Origin of the sequence: Mycobacterium sp. (genome assembly GCF_029961025.1) — a bacterium.
GTDB lineage: Bacteria > Actinomycetota > Actinomycetes > Mycobacteriales > Mycobacteriaceae > Mycobacterium.
Map to the genome: position 1 here is coordinate 82,713 of NZ_JASBVP010000005.1, position 21,020 is coordinate 103,732.

Consider the following 21,020-nt stretch of genomic DNA (forward strand, 5'->3'; position numbering starts at 1 on the left):
GCGGATCGTCTAGCTGGATATGAAGGATTTCCAGGCTTCTGAATCACAGAGGGCGAATGCTCCGCCGCGATCTACTTGCAGTCGATTCGTCGCGCCGGTTCCAAGCTCCCAACCCAAAGCAGTCTCGATGGTTGCATTCGTGAGCCCATCGCCCATTGTGCTGACCAATATCATTGGCTTATCACGTCGGACCTCCCAGCATCGGCGCAAGAGGTCATTGACGCATACGTCGCGGAATGAGTATCCGACTATCAACCAGTAGTCCGCATCCCTGAAACTAGACTCCGAAAGTTCATACGCTAGAGCGAACGGCTGCCTTAAGACGTGTCGTGCTTTGCTATTCTGATTTGCCAATACCACTAGGGGGCGACCACTGAACGTTTCTTCGTTCCGATATTTTTTCCAGATCGTGCTACGTATAGCGTTAGTTGGCAATTTAATTTGGTATCTGCCGAACTCCCAATATGTGATCGAGCCATGCAAGTGAAGCAAACGAACCCGGCGCTGGTCGAAGCTCATAAAATCATCTTCGGTCTGTCGAAGCCGTTTGGTATCGTATTCGATGCCGTCAACCGTGACTGTCCCGGGCCAGCGCCCATCAGCCATGTCGCACAAAACATCGTCGTGTTTGTTGCTTAATAGGGAGGAAAGGAGTACCGCGTCGTAGTTTAGGTTTGCAATAGTCACCTTTTTAGTGAACTTACTCAATACCTTGGCTACGAAGTCGTCGACTGGTTGACGCCGTGCTTCGTCAGCGTAGGATCGCTCGGCAATTATTTCCAAGGTATGTCCAATCCCACGCCGCTGGACTTCTGCGACGAACTCTCGAACCTTCTGAAATGCGTTGACCGTGTCTGGATCGGAATTTCGTATTAGGTCAGCGAACACGCTCAAGTCGTCAAGAATGTCACTCTGCCCGCCAAAAGCACCGATTAAAATCTCAAAGTCCGCAGCCGGATCGCCGGTCAAGTCATGCTTGGCGACATTCTGCATCGCTTGAGCTACGGCATCGCTACCTGGATACTCCGCAGTGAATCTTGCGATCATCTCGTTGCTAATGCTGCCCAGCAGCAGGTCGTCGCTGAAAGCGATGCTCAGGCCGTTGCCGACCAGGACGGCCAGGTCTCTATTTCCCGACATCTTCCAGATCACCTCTCCGCATCGATGCTAGGGTGAGTTCCGCGCGGGCGGGAGGGGGTCAAGCCCGTGGTAGAGGTCATAGACGGGCGTGGTGAATTCGTTGCGGCTGCGCGTGTTGGTGAACAACCGACGCAAAATCGAACCCGTCACCGACTTGTTGTCGGCAGACATAATCGAATCCATCACAGAACGGACCTGGCGGGAATCCGCATCGCGAAGGAACTTCCAACTGAATCTTCCAGCAAGATCGTAGTCGTAGAAGGGGTAGCCCATAAGCAAGCCGGTGCCGGGTGGCAGCGCGCCTTTGGGCACGCGGTATTCGGTAGCTTGCTCAAACGACGGCACTTCGGAGTTTTGGGGAACCGCTTCGCCTTCGCCGGTCGCAGTGGGGTATGGAAGCACAGCAGATCGGTCACGGATCGCCGATCGGTGTTCCATACGTCCAGCGCATCGCGAAATTCGTCCCACATATGATTCAGGTCAACGCCATCGGCTGTCATGTTGACCAGGACGTCGGCCTGGTGGCTAGTACCAAAAATCGTAGCGGTCACATCATTTCCTTAAGTTTATCGATGGTGCTTAATAGCACAATTGATTTGCCTGCAATTCTACGCGGGATTCACTTAAAATGTTGGGCATAAAAGGCTGCAGAAGTGAGTCGAACCGCCAGGAGTTGAGCAACTCGTCGCGCAGGTGGCCGTTGAGGGACTCGATCCAGGCGTTCTGCCACGGGGATCCGGGGTCGATGACCAGCGAGCCGACGCCGTTAAAACCGGCACCAGTCGTTGACCGCGTGAGCCACGAACTCGGGCCCGTTGTCGAAGCGCACGTAGTGCGGTGCCCCCGTGCTGCAGGGCCAGGCGGTCGAGGACATCGACGACGCCGTCGGCGTCGATGGCCCGATCACCATGGATCGCCAAGGCTTCACGGGTGAACTCATCGATCACGTTGAGCATCTTCATCATGCGCCCGTCGCATCACCCTGGCAGGCGACATCCGACGCAAAGCTGACCAGTTACGGCACCACCATTGGGACATTCGCCTATTTGGCCTCGAGCGGCTCAATAATACCGAGATTACTCACCGCGCCGACATCTATGCTGCCTGCGTCCTCTTCGAGTGGCTGACCGGATCCCCGCCCTATAACGCAACAGACCTGCCCGCGCTAATTACCGCGCATCTGACCATGACCGCGCTCACTGAAATTCCCCACTGACGCTCATCGAAATTCCTCACCCGTGTGGCTTCGCCGAGAAGGGCGGGCCTCACTTGATGCTGCTGGTGTCTAACGCCAACAACTGCAGTCGAAGGAGGCCCGCTTTCTCGTGCTCACATGGGGGGACGAGGTGGAAGTACATGCTCTGCGTAAATGTGGTTAGAGGATCTCGGCGATCGCCCGCCACACCGGCCGGGACCGCAAAACCATCCGGGATTATGTGTCGGGGAAGCGCACGGCGGGGGCGATGGCGGCGGTAATATCCGCGCATGCCATTGGCGATCGGCACGGTTTTTGCTGGGTACACCATCCTCCGGCTGCTGGGTTCTGGGGGGATGGGCGAGGTCTACCTCGCTCAGCACCCCCGATTACGCCGGCGCGACGCGTTGAAGATTCTTCCTGAGGCGCTCACCGCAGATCGTGAATTCCGCGAGAGGTTCCACCGCGAAGCCGACCTCGTCGCCGAACTGTGGCACCCAAACATTGTCGGGATGCATGATCGCGGCGAATTCGATGGTCAACTGTGGATCGCGATGGACTACGTCGAGGGCACCGACGCTGGGCAGCTAATGAAAGCCCAGTACCCGGCCGGAATGCCACCACATGACGTCTCCGTCATCGTCACCGCGGTGGCCAGGGCGCTCGATTACGCCCACCAGCGGGGATTGTTACATCGCGACGTCAAGCCGGCCAACATCTTGCTCACCGAGCCAGAAGACGGTGAACGACGGATCCTGTTGGCCGACTTCGGAGTAGCCCGCCAACTGGCCGACGTCAGCGGCCTGACGGCGACCAATATGACGGTGGGCACGGTGGCTTACTGCGCACCTGAGCAGTTGATGGGGCTGCAGCTGGATGGGCGCGCCGACCAGTACGCGCTGGCGGCCACCGCGTTTCACCTGCTCACGGGCGCCCCGCCGTATCAGCATTCCAACCCGGTGGCTGTCATCAGCCAACACCTCAACGCAGCACTGCCAAAGCTAAGTGATCGGCGCCCGGAGTTGGCGCACCTCGATCAGGTGTTGTCAAGAGCGTTGGCCAAGGACCCCACCGACCGGTTCGGCCGGTGCCGCGAGTTCGCCATGCGGCTCAGTGAGCGGACCGCCGGCGACGCGGAAAGTGATCGCCCCACCCAGGCTGGCATCACCGTCTCCGCCCGCGCAGTGGGATCCGTGCAGGCGGAACGATACAGCGCGAAACCACAGTCGACGACCACGAAGTCCCCGCCGCGCTCTGAGGACAGCCTGCCATCGGGACCCGAGCCGGCGGCGGCGAAAAAGCAGCGGAGGCGGCGGCCAATTCTTGTCGGGGCGGCGATAGCGGTGGCAGTGTTGGCCGCCATTGGTGCGACCCTCTACGTGGTCGAGCGGGAGAATCACGCAACCACCACGCCGCCCATCAGAACCCCAGCCCCACCTGCTGCCGTACTCGACGGCACTTATCGCATGGAGTTCGACCTTGCAAAGCAGACGTTCAACGGCGCGCCCGCCCCTGCACCCAACACCGGCAACACCGCTTGGTGGGCATTCCGGTCAGCGTGCAGACCTACCGGTTGCGTTGCCACCGGGACCGAGCTTGACGTCAACAACCATGACGTGGCGGCCAACCCCAGTGACACAGTCGAGTCCCATTTTGTTGATGGTCACTGGCAGGTGGTGCCTTATCAGATCCCAGTGCAGTCTCCGCGATGCCTGGGAGCAGACGGGAAAAGCATCGTCGCGGGCGCCTACACCGAAATGGTTACGTGGTCGTTGAAGCCACAGCCTGACGGCGCGCTCCGCGGCGTTGTGACCGACACCTTTCTGACGAATGAATGCGGCGGTCAAGGATTGGTGCGTCAGGTACCGCTGGTGGCGACGCGGATGGGCGACGTGCCGCCGAGTGTCACCGTGGCCGATCCGGCGACGGTCACCGCTCCCTCGACGACTAGCACCGCAGCCCCGGTTGTTGGGGGGCCGGGGCTTGATGGCACCTATCGCCTGGACGTCGACTTTGCGAAGCAGACGGAAAACGGCGATCCCGTGAGTGGCGGAACCCACGAAACCCATTGGTGGGCCTTTCGTTCCTTGTGCACATCGGCTGGATGCGTTGCCGCCGGTGCCGCACTGGCCGACGAAAACCACCAAGAGGCTACAGGTGCAGCAAAGGTGCTCCGTTTCGCCGACGGTCACTGGCAAGACACGCCCTATCTCCAGCCACCGCACCAATGTGCCGGAGCAACAAATGGAAACGTCGCCGAGACCGATACGATTAGTTCGTCATTGGACCCACAGCCTGACGGCACGCTCCGAGGCGTTCTCACCGTCACTGCTCTAACAAATGAATGCGGCGATCAAGGAGACGTGTGGCAGACCCCGATTTCTGCGACACGGGTGGGCGATGTACCGCCCAGTGTCGTCATAGCTGATCCAGCGTTGTTCGTGGCTCCGCCTGCGCCAGCCCCTGGCGGGCCTCGCTGAATCTGCTAGAACGGATAGCAAGGAATTGAGGCGACGGCGCATGGCCGGGCTTCACACCCCCGAACCGGGCCCCGCTGGAGACCCGACGAACCTTCGGCGAGCTCGTTGAAGTCAGCACCGTCGACCTGCAAGCCCTGGCCCTTGCTGCCGCCTGCCCGCCCATCCACCAACCGCTTCCCCGTCGCAATCGCCGTGACGGCTAACTCACGGACCGGGACCCCGCGCCATCAAACGTTATCTGTAGGTTGCCCAACGATCCCACCGCAAACGCACCGACGTCGCCTGCCGCTGCAGCCTGTAGCAGCGTATGAGCCACGTTCGGCACGATGGAGCTCCTGCGGGGGTTGCTGAGCCCTGAATTGGTTTCCTGCCGCAGCCTCCGCCGGCTAGGGCTCTGGAAATCCCCCAAAAGTGTGAGGCATGCACTATGAGGAGTAGTCATGTCAGAGACACGCAGGAAGTTCGACCAGGGAGTTTCGCGAGGGGACGGTGCGGATTGTCTGGGATACTGGTAAGCCGATTGCCCAAGTTGCTCGAGACCTCGGGATCCATGCGGGCACCCTGGGTAATTGGGTTGCTAGGGATCGCGCTGGACGCAAAGGCACACAAGGGCTTTCGACGGGGGATGTTGAATCGCCCTGGGTTGGATGGAGGCTCCAGACCTTGGAAGCGAGGATGGAGTCATGTCGAACAAACAGTCGCCGGCAAGCCTGGGTGTTCGTCGCTACAGCCCGGAGGAGAACGCGGCCGCGGTGCGGATGGTGCGCACGCTGCGAGCCGAGTTGGCACCGAGCACGGCACCGTGGCCCGGGTCGCTCGTCAACTGGGCTACGGGGTGGGATCGGTACGGTCCTGGGTGCGCCAGGCCGATATCGACGATGGCTATGAGCCCGGAATGGGCCCGAATGGTGTAGTCAGGCTGGTCAACCCACCGGGCGAGGGCCGGGCGAGGGCGCTTCGAACCCCCGGTACCCTGAGGTGATGACTCTGCACGCACCCTCGCGCTCGGCGGGCAAGGACTCAACGCGCGACCTCCGCCAAGAGGTGCACGACGCCGCGCGTCGCGCCCGGATCGCCTCCCGGGTTTTGGCCTCACTGCCCACCGCGGTCAAAAACGGCGCGCTGCACGCCGCGGCCGAGGCGCTGTCGGCCCACGCCGGGAAGATCCTGGCCGCCAACGCCGAAGACCTGGATGCCGCGCGCGATGCCGGCACCCCGGCGGCGATGCTCGACCGGCTGGCGCTCAACCCGCAGCGCGTCGAAGCCATGGCCGCCGGCTTGCGGCAGGTCGCCGCCCTTCCCGACCCGGTGGGCGAGGTGCTGCGCGGCTACACCCTGCCCAACGGGCTGCGGCTGCGCCAGCAACGCGTTCCGCTCGGCGTGGTCGGCATGGTCTACGAGGGCCGTCCCAACGTCACCGTCGACGCGTTCGGGCTGGCGCTGAAATCCGGCAACGCCGCGCTGCTGCGCGGCAGCTCGTCGGCGGCGCGGTCCAACGCGGCGCTGGTGGGCGTGTTGCGGGCCGCGCTGGTCGGCGACGAGCTGCCCGCGGACGCGGTGCAGCTGCTGGACAGCTCGGATCGCGCCACCGTCACCCATCTGATCCAGGCCCGCGGCCTGGTCGACGTGGTGATCCCCCGCGGGGGGGCGGGGCTGATCGACGCGGTGGTGCGCGACGCGCAGGTGCCCACCATCGAAACCGGGGTGGGCAACTGCCATGTGTATGTGCACGAGGCGGCCGATTTGGATGTCGCCGAACGGGTTCTGCTGAACTCCAAGACCCGCCGGCCCAGTGTGTGCAATGCCGCCGAGACACTGTTGGTGGACGCCGCGATCGCCGGGCAGGCGATGCCGCGGCTGGTGGCGGCGCTGCAGGACGCCGGGGTGACCGTGCACCTCGACCCGGACGAGGCCGAGCTGCGCCGCGAATACCTGTCGATGGACATCGCGGTGGCCGTGGTCGACGGCGTCGATGCCGCCATCGCGCACATCAACGAGTACGGCACCGGGCACACCGAGGCCATCGTGACCACGAATCTGGCGGCGGCCCAACGGTTCACCGCAGGGGTCGACGCGGCCGCCGTGATGGTCAACGCGTCCACCGCGTTCACCGACGGGGAGCAGTTCGGGTTCGGCGCCGAGATCGGCATCTCCACCCAAAAGCTGCACGCCCGCGGCCCGATGGGACTGCCGGAATTGACCTCGACCAAGTGGATCGTCTGGGGAGACGGCCACACCCGTCCCGCCTGAGCGCCGGCGACGAAGACCCCACGATGAGCGTGCCCGCCCGTTCGGTCCCGCTGTTCGCCGACGTCGACGATGTCACCCGCCGGCTCACCGAGACCGGCTATCTTCCCGACACCGCCACCGCGACAGCGGTTTTCCTCGCCGATCGGCTCGGCAAGCCGCTGCTGGTGGAGGGCCCCGCCGGGGTCGGCAAAACCGAGCTGGCCCGCGCGGTCGCCCAGGCCACCGGATCGGGCCTGGTGCGCCTGCAGTGCTACGAGGGTGTCGACGAGGCCCGGGCCCTCTACGAGTGGAACCACGCCAAGCAGATCCTGCGCATCCAGGCCGGCTCCGGCGACTGGGAGGCGACCAAGTCCGACGTGTTCAGCGAGGAGTTCCTGCTGCCGCGGCCGCTTTTGACGGCCATCCGGCGCACCGAGCCGACGGTGCTGCTCATCGACGAGACCGACAAAGCCGATATCGAGATGGAGGGCCTGCTGCTGGAGGTGCTCTCCGACTTTGCGGTCACCGTGCCCGAACTGGGCACCATCACGGCGGTCCGGGCGCCGTTCGTGGTGCTGACCTCCAACGCCACCCGCGAGCTGTCCGAGGCGCTGAAACGTCGCTGCCTGTTCTTGCACATCGACTTTCCCGGCCCCGAACGGGAACGGCGCATCCTGCTGTCCCGGGTGCCCGAGCTGCCCGAGCAGCTCGCGCAGGAGCTGGTGCGCATCGTCGGTGTGCTGCGCGGGATGCAGCTGAAAAAGGTGCCGTCGATCGCCGAGACCATCGACTGGGGCCGCACCCTGCTGGCGCTGGGCCTGGACACCATCGACGACGCGGTTGTCGCCGCCACCCTGGGCGTGGTGCTCAAGCATCAATCCGACCAGCAACGCGCCGCGGGCGAACTCCGATTGAATTAAGGGGGTGCCGATGGCCGTTCGCCGCGGTGGTGCCGCCGCCCCGCCGGCACCGCACGGAATACCCGGCCACTTGGTCGGCTTCGTGGAAGCCCTTCGCGGGCAGGGGATTTCCGTAGGACCGTCGGAGACCGTGGACGCCGGACGGGTGCTGGTCGCCCTCGGGCTGTGCGAGCGGGAGGTGCTGCGCGAGGGCATCGCGTGCGCGGTGCTGCGCCGGCCCGATCACCGCGACACCTACGACGCCCTGTTCGACCTGTGGTTTCCCGCAGCCCTGGGGGCGCGGGCGGCGGTGTTGGACGACGCCGACGACGGACCGGGAGTCCCGCGGCCCGATGACCTGCAGGCCCTGCGGCGGCTGCTGGTGGAGCTGCTGACCGCCAGCCACGACCCGGCCGAGATCCACGAGCGGCTGGTGGCGTTGATCGCCCGCATCGTGGAGGCGCACGGCACATACCCGTCCAGCCGCGGCCCCGCATACTCGTCGTATCAGGCGCTCAAGGCGATGGCGCTGGACGAGCTCGAGGGCCGGCTTCTAGCCGGACTGCTGGCACCCTACGGCGAGCAGCCCACGCCCACCCAAGAGCAGATTGCCAAAGCACTTGCCGCACAGAAGATCACACTGCTGCGCACGATGGTCGAGGCGGAAACCAGGCGACGCACCGCCGAGCAGCTCGGCCGGGAACACGTGCAGATGTACGGCATCCCGCAACTGTCCGAGAACATCGAATTCCTGCGCGCCTCGGCCGAGCAGCTGCGCCAGATGCGCCGAGTGGTGGCGCCGCTGGCGCGCACCCTGGCCACCCGGCTGGCGGCGCGGCGGCGCCGGGCCCGCGCGGGAGCCATCGACCTGCGCAAGACCCTGCGAAAGTCGATGTCCACCGGCGGCGCGCCGATCGACGTGGTGGCGCGCAAGCCCCGCCCGGCCCGACCCGAGCTGGTGGTGCTCTGCGATGTCTCCGGCTCGGTCGCCGGGTTCAGCCACTTCACCCTGCTGCTGGTGCACGCGCTGCGCCAACAGTTTTCGCGTGTCCGGGTTTTTGCCTTCGTGGACACCGCCGACGAGGTGACTCAGCTGTTCGGGCCCGACGCCGACCTGGCGGTGGCGATCGGGCGGATCACCCGGGAGGCCGGTGTCTACACCCGTGACGGGCATTCCGACTACGGCAACGCGTTCCGCTCGTTCACCGAGAACTACCCGAACGTGTTGTCGCCGCGCAGCTCGCTGCTGGTGCTCGGCGACGGGCGCACCAACTACCGCGACCCCGGCGTCGCCGTGTTGGCCCGGATGGTCGCCGCCGGCCGGCACGCGCACTGGCTCAACCCGGAGCCCAAACACCTGTGGGGAAGCGGCGATTCGGCGGTGCCACGCTACCGCGAGGTCATCGCCATGCACGAGTGCCGCTCCGCAGGCCAATTAGCCGCGGTGATCGATCGGCTGCTGCCGGTCTGAGTCGCCGCTCGTTTGCCGTCGGCTCAGCCGTGCCACGGCGTTCCAGTAAGCTCGCCAGTCGTGCATAAGCGGTGTCGACTGGGCGTGATGGGCGGCACGTTCGACCCCATCCACAACGGTCACCTGTTCGCCGCCAGCGAAGTGGCCGACCTGTTCGACCTCGACGAAGTGGTGTTCGTGCCCACCGGGCAGCCCTGGCAGAAAGACCGCCGGGTGAGCGATGCCGAGGACCGCTACCTGATGACGGTGATCGCGACCGCGTCCAACCCCCGGTTCTCGGTGAGCCGGGTGGACATCGACCGCGGCGGGCTCACCTACACTAGGGACACGTTGGGGGATCTGCGCAGGCTGCACCCGGACTCCGAGCTGTACTTCATCACCGGCGCCGACGCGCTGGCCTCGATCTTGTCGTGGCACAACTGGGAGGAGCTGTTCGCGATGGCGCGTTTCGTGGGCGTTAGCCGCCCCGGTTACGAGCTGGCGCGCGAGCATCTCTCCGACGCGCTCGCTAAGCTGCCCGAGGACGCGCTGACCCTCGTCGAGATCCCGGCGCTGGCGATCTCCTCGACCGACTGCCGCCGGCGCGCCGAGCGGTCCCGGCCGCTGTGGTACCTGCTGCCCGACGGCGTGGTGCAGTACATCGCCAAGCGCGGGCTTTACCGCAAACCCGACGGCGGAGAACCGCCGCGCCGACCGGCCCGCCGCCGGGTCGCCGGGGACGACAGGTGACGGCCACCAAAGAGGCCATCGACATGGCGCGGGTGGCCGCCGGGGCGGCTGCCGCGAAGCTCGCCGAGGACGTCGTCGTCATCGACGTGTCCGCGCAGCTGGTCATCACGGACTGCTTCGTCATCGCCTCGGCGTCTAACGAGCGGCAGGTCAACGCCATCGTCGACGAGGTCGAGGAGAAGATGCGCCGGGCCGGTTACCGCCCGGCGCGGCGCGAGGGCGCCCGCGAGGGCCGCTGGACCCTGCTGGACTACATCGACATCGTGGTGCACATCCAGCATCGCGACGAGCGCAACTACTACGCCCTGGACCGGCTGTGGCGTGACTGCCCGACGGTGGCGGTCGATTTGGAGAACGCGCCGTGAGGACGCGGCGGCTGGTGCTGCTGCGGCACGGCCAAACCGTGTTCAACGCCGACACCCGGATGCAGGGCCAGCTGGACACCGAGCTGAGTGCGCTGGGCCGCGCCCAAGCCGCCGTCGCGGCCGAGGTGCTGGGCGAGCGCCGCCCGCTGCTGATCGTGTCCTCGGATCTGCGTCGCGCCTACGACACGGCGGTGATGCTGGGGGAGCGCACCGGCCTGCCGGTCCGCGTCGACCGGCGGCTTCGGGAAACCCACCTGGGGTCCTGGCAGGGCCTGACGCACGCCCAGGTCGACGCCGTCGCCCCCGGGGCGCGGCGGGCGTGGCGCGCCGACGCCGCCTGGGCGCCGCCCGGCGGGGAGAGCCGGGTCGACGTGGCCGCCCGCAGCCTGCCGGTGATCGCGGAACTGGTGTCCGGCGAGCCGGCGTGGGGGGCGCCAGAGGACCCGGACAGGCCGGTGGTGCTGGTCGCCCACGGCGGTCTGATCGCCGGTTTGTCGGCCGCGCTGCTGCGGCTGCCGGTGGCGCACTGGCCGGCACTGGCCCGCATGGGCAACGCCAGCTGGACCCAGCTGAGCGGGCACAGCGCCGACGACGGCGACGACGCCGAGCCGGACCGCATCCGCTGGCGCCTGGAGGTGTGGAACGCCTCGGTACAGGTGGCACGATGCCCGGCGGGTTAGCCTCCCGTCCGGTGTTGCTGGTCTTCGCCGACTCGCTGGCCTACTACGGGCCCACCGGCGGGCTGCCCGCCGACGATCCCCGTATCTGGCCCAACATCGTTGCGTCCCATCTCGATTGGGATCTGGAGCTGATCGGACGGATCGGCTGGACGTGTCGAGACCTGTGGTGGGCGGCCACCGAGGACCCGCGGGCCTGGGCGGCGCTGCCCCGGGCGGGCGCGGTGATCTTCGCGACCGGCGGGATGGATTCGCTGCCGTCGCCGCTGCCGACCGCGCTGCGCGAGCTGATCCGCTACCTCCGGCCGCCCTGGCTGCGGCGCCGGGTCCGTAACGGCTACGGCGTCATTCAGCGGCACCTGTCTTCGGTGGCCCGGTCGGCGCTGCCGCCGCGCCTGACCGCCGCATACCTTGAACAGACCCGCGGCGCGATCGATTTCAACCGTCCCGGGATCCCGATCGTGGCGACGCTGCCGCCCGTGCACATCGCGGCCAGCTACGGCCGGGCGCATCACGGCCGCGCCGCGACCGCGGCCGCCATCACCGACTGGGCGCAGCGCCACGATATCCCGCTGGTGGACTTGGCGGCCGCGGTCGGCGAACACGTCTTGAGCGGGCGGGGCAACCCCGACGGAATCCACTGGAACTTCGAGGCGCACCGGGCCGTCGCGGAACTCATGCTCGAGGCGCTGGCGCGGGCCGGCGTCGCGACAGAGCAGCGCCGCGGCTGATCATGTCCGTCGCGGTGGTCACCGACTCGGCATCGCGGATACCGGCCGAGATGTGCCGACGATGGGGAATTCGTGAGGTCCCGCTGCACATCCTGGTCGACGGCGAGGACTTGCGTGACGGCCTGGATCAGATTCCCGCCGGCATTTTTTCGCACGCCCGGGCCACCACCGCCGCGGCCACCCCGGCCGAGCTGGGCGCGGCCTACCGGCAGGCGCTGGCCGACAGCGGCGGCGACGGGGTAGTGGCAGTGCATATTTCGGGCGCGTTGTCGGGGACCGTCGGTGCCGCCGAGCAGATTGCGGCGGGCATCGGCCCGGGGGTGCGGGTGATCGACTCGAAGTCGGCGGCGATGGGCACCGGTTTCGTCGCGCTGGCCGCCGCCCGCGCGGCCGCCGAGGGGGCGGACCTGGACACCGTTGCGGCCGAGGCGGGCGCGGCGGTGCGGCGCACTCACGCCTACCTGGTCGTGCAGCACCTGGACAACCTGCGCCGCAGCGGGCGGATCGGCGGCGCGGCGGCCTGGCTCGGCACCGCGTTGGCGCTCAAACCGCTGCTGTGCATCGACGATGGCAAACTTGTTCTGGCGCAACGCATCCGCACCGCCGGTAAGGCGGTGGCGGCGATGGCCGACAGGGTGTGTGAGCTGGTCGGCGACAGCGCCGCCGCCCTCGCGGTGCACCACGTCGCCAACCCGGGCGGGGCGGCGGCGCTGGCGGCGGCGCTGGCCGAGCGGTTACCGGCATGCGCGCCGGCGATTTTGACCGACCTGGGGCCGGTGCTCGCGCTGCACGTCGGCGCGGGAGCCCTCGGGGTGTGCCTGCAGCTGCCGCGGTAGCTCACGCTCGCACCGCCGCGCCGCGCGGGGCTGTCCACCGGCGGTGCGTGGCCGCCCTCGGCCGCTATCGCGATGCCGAAACAGCCAGCGGCGCGGTGTCTTCGGTGAGACGCTCCCGGCGCCGCACGTTGTCGATCCCGCGTGGGTGGACCACTTGCGGCCACCAGAACCAGCGTCCCAGCAGCGTGGCGATGGAGGGCATCAGCAGGGTGCGCACCACCAGCGTGTCCAGCAGCAGGCCGATGCAGACCGTGGAGCCGAACTGACCGATAACCCGCAGATCGCTGCCGAGCATGGCCGCCATGGTGAAGGCGAAGACCAAGCCCGCCGCCGTCACCACCCCGCCGGTGCCGGCCATCGACCGGATGGTCCCGGTTTTCAGCCCGGCGTGGATCTCCTCTTTGAACCGGGACACCAGCAGCAGGTTGTAGTCGGATCCCACGGCCAGCAGGATGATCACCGACAGCGCCGCCACCACCCAGTGCACGTGGATGCCGAACAGGTCTTGCCAGATGAGCACGGACAGCCCGAAGGAGGCCGCGATCGAGCTGGCCGCGGTGCCGACGATCACCAGCGCGGCGACCAGGCTGCGGGTGAGCAGCAGCATGATCATGAAGATCAGCGTCAGCGAGGACACCACCGCGATCATCAGGTCGTATTTGGCGCCGTCGTGCATGTCCTTGAACGTCGCGGCGGTCCCCCCGAGATAGACCCGGGCATTGGACAGCGAGGATTGCTTCAGGCCCTCCTGGGCCGCCGTTCGCTCCGCGTCGACGCGCGAAATTCCCTCCGGGGTCATGGGATCACCCTGATGGGTGATGAAAAAGCGCGCCGACTTGCCGTCGGGCGACAAGAACATTTTCAGGCCGATCTGAAAGTCGTGGTTATCGAAGGCCTCCGGCGGCAGGTAGAAGAAGTCGTCGTTTTTGGAGGTGTCGAAACTTTGCCCCATGACGATCGCGGTGTTGTTCATGGCCTCCATCTGGTTGATCATCGCCTGGAAGGTGCTGTGCATGGTCAGCGTCAACGCCCGGGTGGTTTTCATCGATTCGATCTGGGGCGGCAGCAGCGAGGCCATCTCGTGGGTGAGCACGTCCATGATCTTGGTGTCTTTGGAGAGGGCGTGCAGCTTTTCGGCCAGCTGGTCGATGCCGTCGAGGGCGTCGAAGATGGATCTGAACGACCAGCACAGCGGAATGTCGAAACAGTGCTTCTCCCAATAGAAGTAGCTGCGAAGCGGCCGCCAGACGTCGTCGAAATCTGCGATGTGGTCGCGTAACGCGTCGTTGATAGCCGTCATTTCTTCGGTGATACGGGCCATGTCGTGGGTGTTGTCGGCCAGCTGTCGGGTAACGTCATACAGCCGCTCGAGGTAATTGATCGTGACTTGCTGCGCATCCGCCATCTTCAAGATATCGGCCATGCGGTCTTTCAGAAACGCCATATTCTGCATGGTCGTCTGGCCTTGCATGCTGTTCTGGAACGGTATCGAACTATGCTGGATCGGAATTCCCAGCGGCCGGGTAATGTCTTGCACCATAGCGATACCCACGACCCGGATGAGGTTTTTGGCCACCCGGTCCAAGACGAGCATGTCGGCCGGATTACGCATATCGTGGTCGGCCTCGACCATCAGCATGTCGGGGTTCATCCTGGCCTGGGAGAAATGCCGGTCCGCGGCCGCGTACCCGACATTCGCCGGCGCCCTGGCGGGCAGGTAGTAGCGGTCGTTGTAGCTCGTCGTGTATCCGGGAAGGCCGAGCATGCCGATCAGCACGACCGCGGCGCTGACGGCCAGGACCGGCGCGGGCCACCGCACCACCGCGGTGCCGACCCGGCGCCACAGCCGGCGCCGCGCGGCGCGCTTGGACTCGAAAAGACCGAGACGGCCGCCCACGGCCACCACGGCCGGCCCGAGGGTGAGTCCGGCCGCCACCACCACCAGCATCCCGATCCCCGCCGGGGCTCCCATGGTGTGGAACCAGGGCAGCCGGGCAAAGCTGAGGCAGTACGTCGCCCCGGCGATGGTCAAACCAGAGCCCAGCACCACCGGGGCGACCCCGCGGAAAGTCGTGTAGTAGGCCTCCTCCGGATTTTCCCCGGCCCCCCGCGCCTCCTGGTAGCGGCCGATGAGGAATATCCCGTAATCGGTGCCGGCGGCGATCGCCAGCATCGTCAAAATGTTGGCCGCAAACGTGGTGAGCCCGAACACGTCGTGGTAGGCCAGCACCGCGACGACACCCCGGGAGGAGGCCAACGCGATCCCGGTCATGAAAAGCTGCACCACGGTGGTGATGATCGAGCGGTACACCAGGAACAACATGATCGCGATCGCCGCGAGGGTAAACAGCGTGATCTTCGCCAGGCTGGCGTTGCCGATCACGTGCATGTCATCGGACAGCGCCGCCGGGCCGGTGACGTAGGCCCTCACTCCCGGCGGCGCGGGGGTGTGCTCCACCACCTTGCGGACCGCTTCCACGGATTCGTTGGCCAACGTGGTGCCTTGGTTACCGGCGAGATTCAGCATCACGTAGGCGCCCTTGCCGTCGGGGCTCTGCACTCCGGCCGCCGTCAGCCGGTCGCTCCAGAAGTCCTGAATGTGCTGGATGTGTTGGGGGTCTTGACGCAGTCGGCGAATGATCTCGTCGTAGTAGCGGTGGGCGGCGTCGCCGAGGGGCTGCTGACCCTCCACGACGATCATGATCGTGCTGTTGGAGTCGAACTCCTTGAAATTGTGGCCGAGGCGCATCATCGCCTGCATGGACGGCGCCTCCATGGGGGCCATCGGCGCCGAATGCGCCTCGCCCACGACCTCCAACGTCGGCACGACGGTGTTCACGACGACGGTCAAAAGGACCCAGAACACGATGACGGGCACCGCCAACAGCCGGATCGTGTGCGCGATGACGGGCCGCTTGGCGGGCGCGCCGCTGCGGGTTGTCATGCGGACTTCACCAGGCAGAAGGTTTGGGCGTTAAGGCCCTCGGCGTGCTTTTCCTCCCGCAGGACGCCGTCCACGGTGATGCGGCAGCCGATATGATCACCGGTGCCCTGCGCCATGATGTTGGCGGCCACCGCGGGCAGGGTCGTCGATATCGTGTAGGACCACGGCAGGGCCGCCGCGTTGACTTGGTTGGTGTTGGCCTCGGCGTCCCAGTAGTTGATGTTCGCGGTGCTTCCCGGGGAGCCGAACACCTCGTAGGTCACAATTTTCGGGTTGAACTGCACGATCTCGATGCCGGCGCCGGCGGCGGCGTTGAGGTCCTGCGAGCCGAAGATCCTGTGCAGCCGCTCAACGACCAACCCTGAAAACGCCAATACCACCGCCAGGACCAGCGGTATCCATGCCCGTTTGACCATCGTGGTCAGTGAAATCGCTCTCACGTAACCGCCTTCCGATACGTGGTCGCCATTCGGGTGCCAAGCCCTGGATTGAGCCGCCTGCGCAGGACGCCCGCCCGAGGGTTCCGCGGGACCGGCCCGAATGCTGTCGGAAACGCGCTCCTGCGCCGCCTCTCACGTCCGAGGGAACCCCTCCTGCGCCGCCTGTCACGTCCGAGGGAACCTTTGTGCGACTAAGTATCGTAGATCATACGGAACGGCAGCGTTCATGGCGGTGGGCCGAGGGGACCGGGCGGCGCTAGAGCCTGACAACGTCGTAGTCGCCGACGTGGTCGGCCAGGACCCGCAACTGGTCATTGGGGGCCCCGAGGGTGCGTTCGATCGCGGTGAGCCGGGCCGCGTAATGGCCGACCGGATACTCCGCGGTCATGCCGATCCCGCCGTGCAACTGGATCGCTTCCTGGGCGATGTGCCGTCCGGACCGGCCGATCTGCAGGTTGGCCCGGGCGGCGATCACCGGATCCAGGTTGCCCTCGGCGATCGACATCGCGGCGTAAAGGTTCATGCTGCGGGCCAATTCCAGCGAGACATACATGTCGGCGGCCCGCTGGGTCAATGTCTGGAACTTGTTCAGCGTGACCCCGAACTGCTTGCGGGTCTTCAGGTAATCGGTGGTGAGCCGCAGCGCTTCCGTCATCGCGCCGACGGCTTCGGCGCATAGGGCGGAGTGGAAGCGGATGGTCGCGTCGCGGATGGCGCCGGACGCGTCGTCGCCGGCGCCCAGCGGCTCGGCGGGAGTCTGGTCGAGGTCGATCTGGGCGGCGCGCTGCCCGTCGAACGTCCGGTATCCGCGCCGGGAAACGGCCTCGGCGCTGACCAGAAATAACCCGGTCCCGCCGTCGGGCAAAGCGGCGCTGACCACCAGGGTGTCAGCCGAGCCGCCGGCGAGCACCGGGTTTTTTCGCCCGCTCAAAAGCCAAGAACCCGCCCGTACAACCGCGCTGGTCGTGACCGGAGCGGACGCGGACCGCATCCCGGGCTCGAGATGGGCGAAAGCCAGCAGCCGCCGGCCCGTGGCGACGTCGTCGAGTAACCGCCGCTGGGCGGCGGTCCCGCGCTCGGCGATGAGCGCGCCGGGACCCAGCGCGGCGTGCACGACGGGTTCGGGCGCCAGTCGCCGCCCGATCTCGATGAGCACCACCATGATCTCGATCTGGCCGGCCTCGCCGGGCTCGAAGCCCAGCCCGAGGATTCCGGCCTCGGCGAGCCGCTGCCACACCTCGCGGCTAAAACCGGGATCGGTGTCGACGATCGCGGTGCGGGTTTCGGGGCTATAGCTGCGCGACAGCAAATCTCGGGTGGTGTCCTGCAGCAAAATTTGCTCGTCGCTCAACTGAAAGTCCATGGCATACCTTCACAATCCCAGAATTGTGGACGCGATGATGGCGCGCTGCACTTCGTTGCTGCCGCCGTAGATCGAGGTCTTGCGGTAGTTCAGGTATTGCGGTCCGCTGCGCTGCGCCCATAGCGGCGACGCGATGTCCTCGCCGGCGTCGACCGGCAATGCGTCCGGGCCGGCAAGCTCGACGAGCAGTTCGGTGGCCGCCTGCTGCAATTGGCTGCCGCGCAGCTTGAGCACCGACGAAGCCGGATTGGGTTTACCGTGCGCGGAGCTCGATGCTACCCGCATCTGCGTGAGTTGCAGTGCCAGCAACTCGTTTTCGACTTCTGCGATCCGGGCCGCAAACAGCGGATCGTCGAGCATGCCGGTTTCGGCCGCGTGCTGTTTCACCGCCGCGAGGCGCACCTGGGTGCGCCCCACCCCGGCGATGCCGGTGCGCTCGTTGCCCAGCAGGAACTTCGCGTAGGTCCAGCCGCGGTTTTCCTCCCCGACACGTTGGTCCGCGGGCACCCGGACGTCGGAGAAGAACACCTCGTTGACCTCGTGGCCGCAGTCGATCAACGTGATCGGCCGCAGCGTGATGCCCGGCGAGGCCATGTCGATCAGCAGAAACGAAATGCCGGCTTGCCGTTTGGGCGCCCCGGGATCGGTGCGCACCAGGCAGAAGATCCAATCCGCATACTGGGCCAATGTTGTCCACGTCTTCTGGCCATTGACGATGTAGCTGTCGCCGTCGCGCACGGCGGTGGTGCGCAGCGATGCCAGATCAGAGCCGGCATCGGGCTCGGAAAACCCTTGGCACCACCAGATGTCAAGGCTCGCAGTCGGTGGCAGGAACCGCTGCTTGAGCTCCGGGGAACCGAATTCGGCGATCACCGGACCGACCATCTTGGTGTTGAAGTTCAGCGGCTCGGGCACGGACGCCAGCTGCATCTCGTCAAGCCAGATTTGGTGCTGGGTGGGTGTCCAGTCCCTGCCGCCCCACTCCACGGGCCAATTCGGCACCGCGAGCCCGTGATCGTTGAGGATCTTCTGACTGGTGATGATGTCTTCGCGGCTCGGCGGCAGGCCCAGGCGGGTTCGTTCGCGGATGTCCGCGGGGATCTTGGTGGTGTAGAAGGCGCGAAGCTCGTCGCGGAATGCGGCTTCCTCGGCTGTCAGAGCGAGTTGCATGCCGGTCTCCTGGCTGGGCGGCGGGGGCGGTAGGGGCGGTGGGGGCCGCCTGGTTCGCACCGTTGCCGTTGAGTGTGTTTGAGTTGCACACGCTCATGCGGCGTCCCCGTGCGGGGTTTGGGTTTTGGCCTCTCCGCTTCCGGCCCCGCGCGGGCGGGGTCTTATGGATGCTCCGCCGGCACCGGATGTTCCGGTGTCCGCGCCATGGCCTGTACCAACCGGTGTGGTTGGCCCGGGTACCGATGGGGCCGTGGTCCCGACTGGACCACAACTGGCGTATTCCGGCCAGTCACGGAGATTAAGCGCGGCGTTGCGATCACGGTCGACGACTTCGCCGGTGCGCGGACACACCAGCGATTTGTCGATGCGCCCTTTGCCGATCAGCCGACACGGCGAGCCGTCCGGTGTGGTGCAGCCGTGATGGATCTGGCTGGACGGGAACCAGCGATCCGCCACGGTGAGCACCACGCCAGAGCGGGCGGTCTTGTAGGCCAGCATCGGCCGTATCGGACCCATCGCCGCGTCGGAGACGGCGCGCCGGTAGGCACGCCGCCCTATGCTGCGTTTCATGGCGGCCACGTCGAGGTCTTCGATCACGATGTGGCCATAGCTGCCCGCCAGCTCGGTGGTGAGCTGGTGGGCGGCGTCCCGCCGCAGGTGCACGCACCGGCGATCCAGCCGGGACAGCTTGGCTTTCGCTGCCCGGTGGCCGCGGGAGCCGGGGGTGCGGCGGGAAAGTTCACGCCCGGCCCGCCGCCGCGCCGCCAGGGTGGCTTTCAGCGGGGCCGGATTCGGGTATTCGACGATCGACTCTTCACCGGTGGCGGTGTCGAGGACGGCGACGGTGGCCAACGTGCGCACCCCGAGATCAACCCCGGCGCGCGCGGTCGGCGCGGCGACCGTGCGCGCGGTGGCCGGTGTGCGCAGCGCGTAGCCGATCGAGACGAACAACCGGCCCCAACGCTGCGAGAGCGTCATGTTCAGGATGCGGGCCCGCCCCGAGGCGACATGCCGCTGCACCCGGCGGGTGTTCTCCTTGGAGCGCAGCGGCCCGATCACGGGCACGGTGATGGTGCGCCGATCGGCCTCCACCCGCATCGCTCCGGTGGTGAACCGCACCCGGCCAGCGTCGCGGCGCGCGGATGTGAACCGCGGAAACCCCACACGGCGACCCCGCCGGGTGCCGTTGCGGCTGGCCGACCAGTTATCCAGGGCCCGCGCCAGATCAGCCAGCCCCGAGGAGTAGGCCTCTTTGGAATTGGCGGCCCACCACGGCGCCACCTCACCCTTAGCGCGGTTCCACGCCCACCGCAGCGAACCCAGATCCCAACCGATCGACGCGTGGCCGGGATCAACAGCTTTGGCGTCCAGGTCGGCTTTCACTTTCGCCAAGCCCCAGTTGAACGCTTTGCGTCGCGCCCCGAAATGCGAGCGCACCAACCCCGCCCGCTCCGGCTCTGTGGGCCATTCGACCTCGAACTTCGCTGCCGTCACCGCCCACCCGGTGTGCAACGGCGCGCCGGGTGAACCCGTCTGGGCGTAGCCCGCGGCGTCGCCGTCATAAAGGTCGAACAGCACCGACACCGACTCCACCGCGCTGCGCTGCGCCCCGAAATCGGCGCCCACATCGACATACCGCGACAACCTCGGCGTGCCATCGGGGTTGGGCTTACCCGCCAGATGCGCTCCACCGGTGGCCGCGGCCACCCTCGCGGCCTGCGCCCTGGTGCGCATCCCGACGATCATGCGGTCTTCCCTGGTTCACGTTTAGCTGCAGCCAGCGCCCGCATCGCCCGGTTTCGCGCCCCGCGCCGCCCATACAGCCGTGCGCACATCGACGTGAGGACTTCGATCATGTCGCGCACCAGATCATCGATCGTCTCACCGGGATCGGCCACCACGATCCGGCGGCCCTGCGCAGCCAACACCGCCTTCAGGTGCTCCACCCCGAAACGGGCCAACCGGTCAGGATGCTCCACAACAATGACCTTCGCATCCGGGTCCGACAAGATAAGATCCGGCGCAGCTTCGGGCGTTTACCGTTCAGGCCCGACCCGACCTCGACAACGACCTGCCGTACCGTCAGATCCTGCTCGGTCGCCCACGCCGTCAGCCGGGCCACCTGGCGATCCAGATCGGCGCGCTGATCATGGCTGGACACCCGGGCATAGATCACCACGCCGCCCGGCGCGCTTTCGCCGGGCGGGGTCGCGCGCACCAGAATCAGCCGGCCCACCCGCTCCGCGGGCACCGGCAGTGTTCCCTCCCGAAAACCAGCGATAAGCCGTATGCCGGTTCACTCCAACCGATTCGGCCCACACCGCCAGATTCACAACGCCAATCCAAACACA

16 protein-coding genes and 4 pseudogenes are annotated in these 21,020 nt (G+C 66.5%); 11 read left to right on the forward strand and 9 right to left on the reverse strand.

Annotation, left to right across the window (positions count from 1 at the left end; genetic code table 11):
- Nucleotides 1–9 precede the first annotated feature (9 nt).
- The 3 genes and pseudogenes from QJR12_RS06845 to QJR12_RS06855 all read right to left on the reverse strand — a co-directional run.
- Nucleotides 10–1,152, reverse strand: a complete 1,143-nt coding sequence (locus QJR12_RS06845) for an SIR2 family protein (RefSeq protein WP_300580093.1) — start codon at nucleotides 1,150–1,152, stop codon at nucleotides 10–12.
- A gap of 15 nt (nucleotides 1,153–1,167) precedes the next feature.
- A complete protein-coding gene (locus tag QJR12_RS06850; RefSeq protein WP_300580094.1) occupies nucleotides 1,168–1,578 on the reverse strand; it encodes a hypothetical protein in 411 nt (136 codons plus the stop codon).
- A 153-nt stretch (nucleotides 1,579–1,731) separates the two neighbouring features.
- Nucleotides 1,732–2,114 (reverse strand): annotated as a pseudogene (locus tag QJR12_RS06855) (DDE-type integrase/transposase/recombinase); the annotation flags it as partial.
- Nucleotides 2,115–2,625: 511 nt separating this feature from the next.
- On the opposite strand from QJR12_RS06855, the gene QJR12_RS06860 reads away from it, so the two are divergent.
- The 11 genes and pseudogenes from QJR12_RS06860 (at nucleotide 2,626) to QJR12_RS06905 (ending at nucleotide 12,752) form a co-directional block, all read left to right on the forward strand.
- On the forward strand, nucleotides 2,626–4,815 hold the full coding sequence (locus QJR12_RS06860) for a serine/threonine-protein kinase (RefSeq protein ID WP_300580096.1): 2,190 nt from the start codon (nucleotides 2,626–2,628) through the stop codon (nucleotides 4,813–4,815).
- A gap of 477 nt (nucleotides 4,816–5,292) precedes the next feature.
- A pseudogene (locus tag QJR12_RS17730) lies at nucleotides 5,293–5,412 on the forward strand (transposase); the annotation flags it as partial.
- An 86-nt stretch (nucleotides 5,413–5,498) separates the two neighbouring features.
- Nucleotides 5,499–5,701, forward strand: a pseudogene (locus tag QJR12_RS06865) (IS3 family transposase); the annotation flags it as partial.
- 95 nt (nucleotides 5,702–5,796) lie between these two features.
- On the forward strand, nucleotides 5,797–7,065 hold the full coding sequence (locus QJR12_RS06870) for a glutamate-5-semialdehyde dehydrogenase (protein WP_300580098.1): 1,269 nt from the start codon (nucleotides 5,797–5,799) through the stop codon (nucleotides 7,063–7,065).
- Between the two features lie 23 nt (nucleotides 7,066–7,088).
- The gene (locus tag QJR12_RS06875; protein ID WP_300580100.1) at nucleotides 7,089–7,964 is read left to right on the forward strand and encodes a MoxR family ATPase; all 876 of its coding nucleotides are present in this window, start codon (nucleotides 7,089–7,091) and stop codon (nucleotides 7,962–7,964) included.
- Nucleotides 7,965–7,974: 10 nt separating this feature from the next.
- A complete protein-coding gene (locus tag QJR12_RS06880) occupies nucleotides 7,975–9,414 on the forward strand; it encodes a VWA domain-containing protein (RefSeq protein ID WP_300580101.1) in 1,440 nt (479 codons plus the stop codon).
- 60 nt (nucleotides 9,415–9,474) lie between these two features.
- Nucleotides 9,475–10,143 carry a nicotinate-nucleotide adenylyltransferase gene (gene nadD / locus QJR12_RS06885; protein WP_300580103.1) on the forward strand — a complete coding sequence of 223 codons (669 nt, stop codon included), beginning with the start codon at nucleotides 9,475–9,477 and terminating at the stop codon, nucleotides 10,141–10,143.
- Nucleotides 10,140–10,508: a ribosome silencing factor gene (rsfS, locus tag QJR12_RS06890; RefSeq protein WP_300580105.1), complete on the forward strand. Its 369-nt coding sequence runs from the start codon at nucleotides 10,140–10,142 to the stop codon at nucleotides 10,506–10,508. The genes nadD and rsfS overlap by 4 nt, the downstream gene beginning before the upstream one ends.
- On the forward strand, nucleotides 10,505–11,188 hold the full coding sequence (gene gpgP, locus QJR12_RS06895) for a glucosyl-3-phosphoglycerate phosphatase (protein ID WP_300580107.1): 684 nt from the start codon (nucleotides 10,505–10,507) through the stop codon (nucleotides 11,186–11,188). Before rsfS ends, gpgP begins: the two co-directional genes overlap by 4 nt.
- Nucleotides 11,173–11,916, forward strand: a complete 744-nt coding sequence (octT, locus tag QJR12_RS06900) for a diglucosylglycerate octanoyltransferase (protein WP_300580108.1) — start codon at nucleotides 11,173–11,175, stop codon at nucleotides 11,914–11,916. Before gpgP ends, octT begins: the two co-directional genes overlap by 16 nt.
- A 2-nt stretch (nucleotides 11,917–11,918) precedes the next feature.
- Nucleotides 11,919–12,752, forward strand: a complete 834-nt coding sequence (locus QJR12_RS06905; RefSeq protein ID WP_300580110.1) for a DegV family protein — start codon at nucleotides 11,919–11,921, stop codon at nucleotides 12,750–12,752.
- A gap of 64 nt (nucleotides 12,753–12,816) precedes the next feature.
- Here QJR12_RS06905 and QJR12_RS06910 read toward each other — a convergent pair whose 3' ends face one another.
- From QJR12_RS06910 to QJR12_RS06935, 6 genes and pseudogenes are all read right to left on the reverse strand, one after another.
- On the reverse strand, nucleotides 12,817–15,696 hold the full coding sequence (locus QJR12_RS06910; protein WP_300580111.1) for an MMPL family transporter: 2,880 nt from the start codon (nucleotides 15,694–15,696) through the stop codon (nucleotides 12,817–12,819).
- The gene (locus QJR12_RS06915) at nucleotides 15,693–16,112 is read right to left on the reverse strand and encodes an MmpS family transport accessory protein (protein ID WP_300580466.1); all 420 of its coding nucleotides are present in this window, start codon (nucleotides 16,110–16,112) and stop codon (nucleotides 15,693–15,695) included. The genes QJR12_RS06910 and QJR12_RS06915 overlap by 4 nt, the downstream gene beginning before the upstream one ends.
- A 280-nt stretch (nucleotides 16,113–16,392) precedes the next feature.
- On the reverse strand, nucleotides 16,393–17,499 hold the full coding sequence (locus QJR12_RS06920; protein ID WP_300580113.1) for an acyl-CoA dehydrogenase family protein: 1,107 nt from the start codon (nucleotides 17,497–17,499) through the stop codon (nucleotides 16,393–16,395).
- A gap of 9 nt (nucleotides 17,500–17,508) precedes the next feature.
- On the reverse strand, nucleotides 17,509–18,669 hold the full coding sequence (locus QJR12_RS06925; RefSeq protein WP_300580114.1) for an acyl-CoA dehydrogenase family protein: 1,161 nt from the start codon (nucleotides 18,667–18,669) through the stop codon (nucleotides 17,509–17,511).
- A gap of 93 nt (nucleotides 18,670–18,762) precedes the next feature.
- Nucleotides 18,763–20,415 (reverse strand): IS607 family element RNA-guided endonuclease TnpB, encoded by a 1,653-nt coding sequence (gene tnpB / locus QJR12_RS06930; RefSeq protein WP_300580115.1) that lies wholly within the window; start codon nucleotides 20,413–20,415, stop codon nucleotides 18,763–18,765.
- Nucleotides 20,412–21,002: pseudogene (locus QJR12_RS06935) on the reverse strand (IS607 family transposase). The gene tnpB and the pseudogene QJR12_RS06935 overlap by 4 nt, the downstream one beginning before the upstream one ends.
- Between the last annotated feature and the right edge of the window lie 18 nt (nucleotides 21,003–21,020).

Excerpts from the sequence above, each read along its gene's own strand:
- QJR12_RS06910 (WP_300580111.1), bottom strand. The coding sequence starts at position 15,696 with ATGACAACCCGCAGCGGCGCGCCCGCCAAGCGGCCCGTCATCGCGCAC.
- QJR12_RS06860 (WP_300580096.1), top strand. The coding sequence starts at position 2,626 with ATGCCATTGGCGATCGGCACGGTTTTTGCTGGGTACACCATCCTCCGG.
- QJR12_RS06850 (WP_300580094.1), bottom strand. The coding sequence starts at position 1,578 with ATGGAACACCGATCGGCGATCCGTGACCGATCTGCTGTGCTTCCATAC.
- QJR12_RS06920 (WP_300580113.1), bottom strand. The coding sequence starts at position 17,499 with ATGGACTTTCAGTTGAGCGACGAGCAAATTTTGCTGCAGGACACCACC.
- QJR12_RS06880 (WP_300580101.1), top strand. The coding sequence starts at position 7,975 with ATGGCCGTTCGCCGCGGTGGTGCCGCCGCCCCGCCGGCACCGCACGGA.
- QJR12_RS06905 (WP_300580110.1), top strand. The coding sequence starts at position 11,919 with ATGTCCGTCGCGGTGGTCACCGACTCGGCATCGCGGATACCGGCCGAG.
- QJR12_RS06870 (WP_300580098.1), top strand. The coding sequence starts at position 5,797 with ATGACTCTGCACGCACCCTCGCGCTCGGCGGGCAAGGACTCAACGCGC.
- tnpB (WP_300580115.1), bottom strand. The coding sequence starts at position 20,415 with ATGATCGTCGGGATGCGCACCAGGGCGCAGGCCGCGAGGGTGGCCGCG.
- QJR12_RS06875 (WP_300580100.1), top strand. The coding sequence starts at position 7,089 with ATGAGCGTGCCCGCCCGTTCGGTCCCGCTGTTCGCCGACGTCGACGAT.
- QJR12_RS06915 (WP_300580466.1), bottom strand. The coding sequence starts at position 16,112 with ATGGTCAAACGGGCATGGATACCGCTGGTCCTGGCGGTGGTATTGGCG.
- QJR12_RS06925 (WP_300580114.1), bottom strand. The coding sequence starts at position 18,669 with ATGCAACTCGCTCTGACAGCCGAGGAAGCCGCATTCCGCGACGAGCTT.
- octT (WP_300580108.1), top strand. The coding sequence starts at position 11,173 with ATGCCCGGCGGGTTAGCCTCCCGTCCGGTGTTGCTGGTCTTCGCCGAC.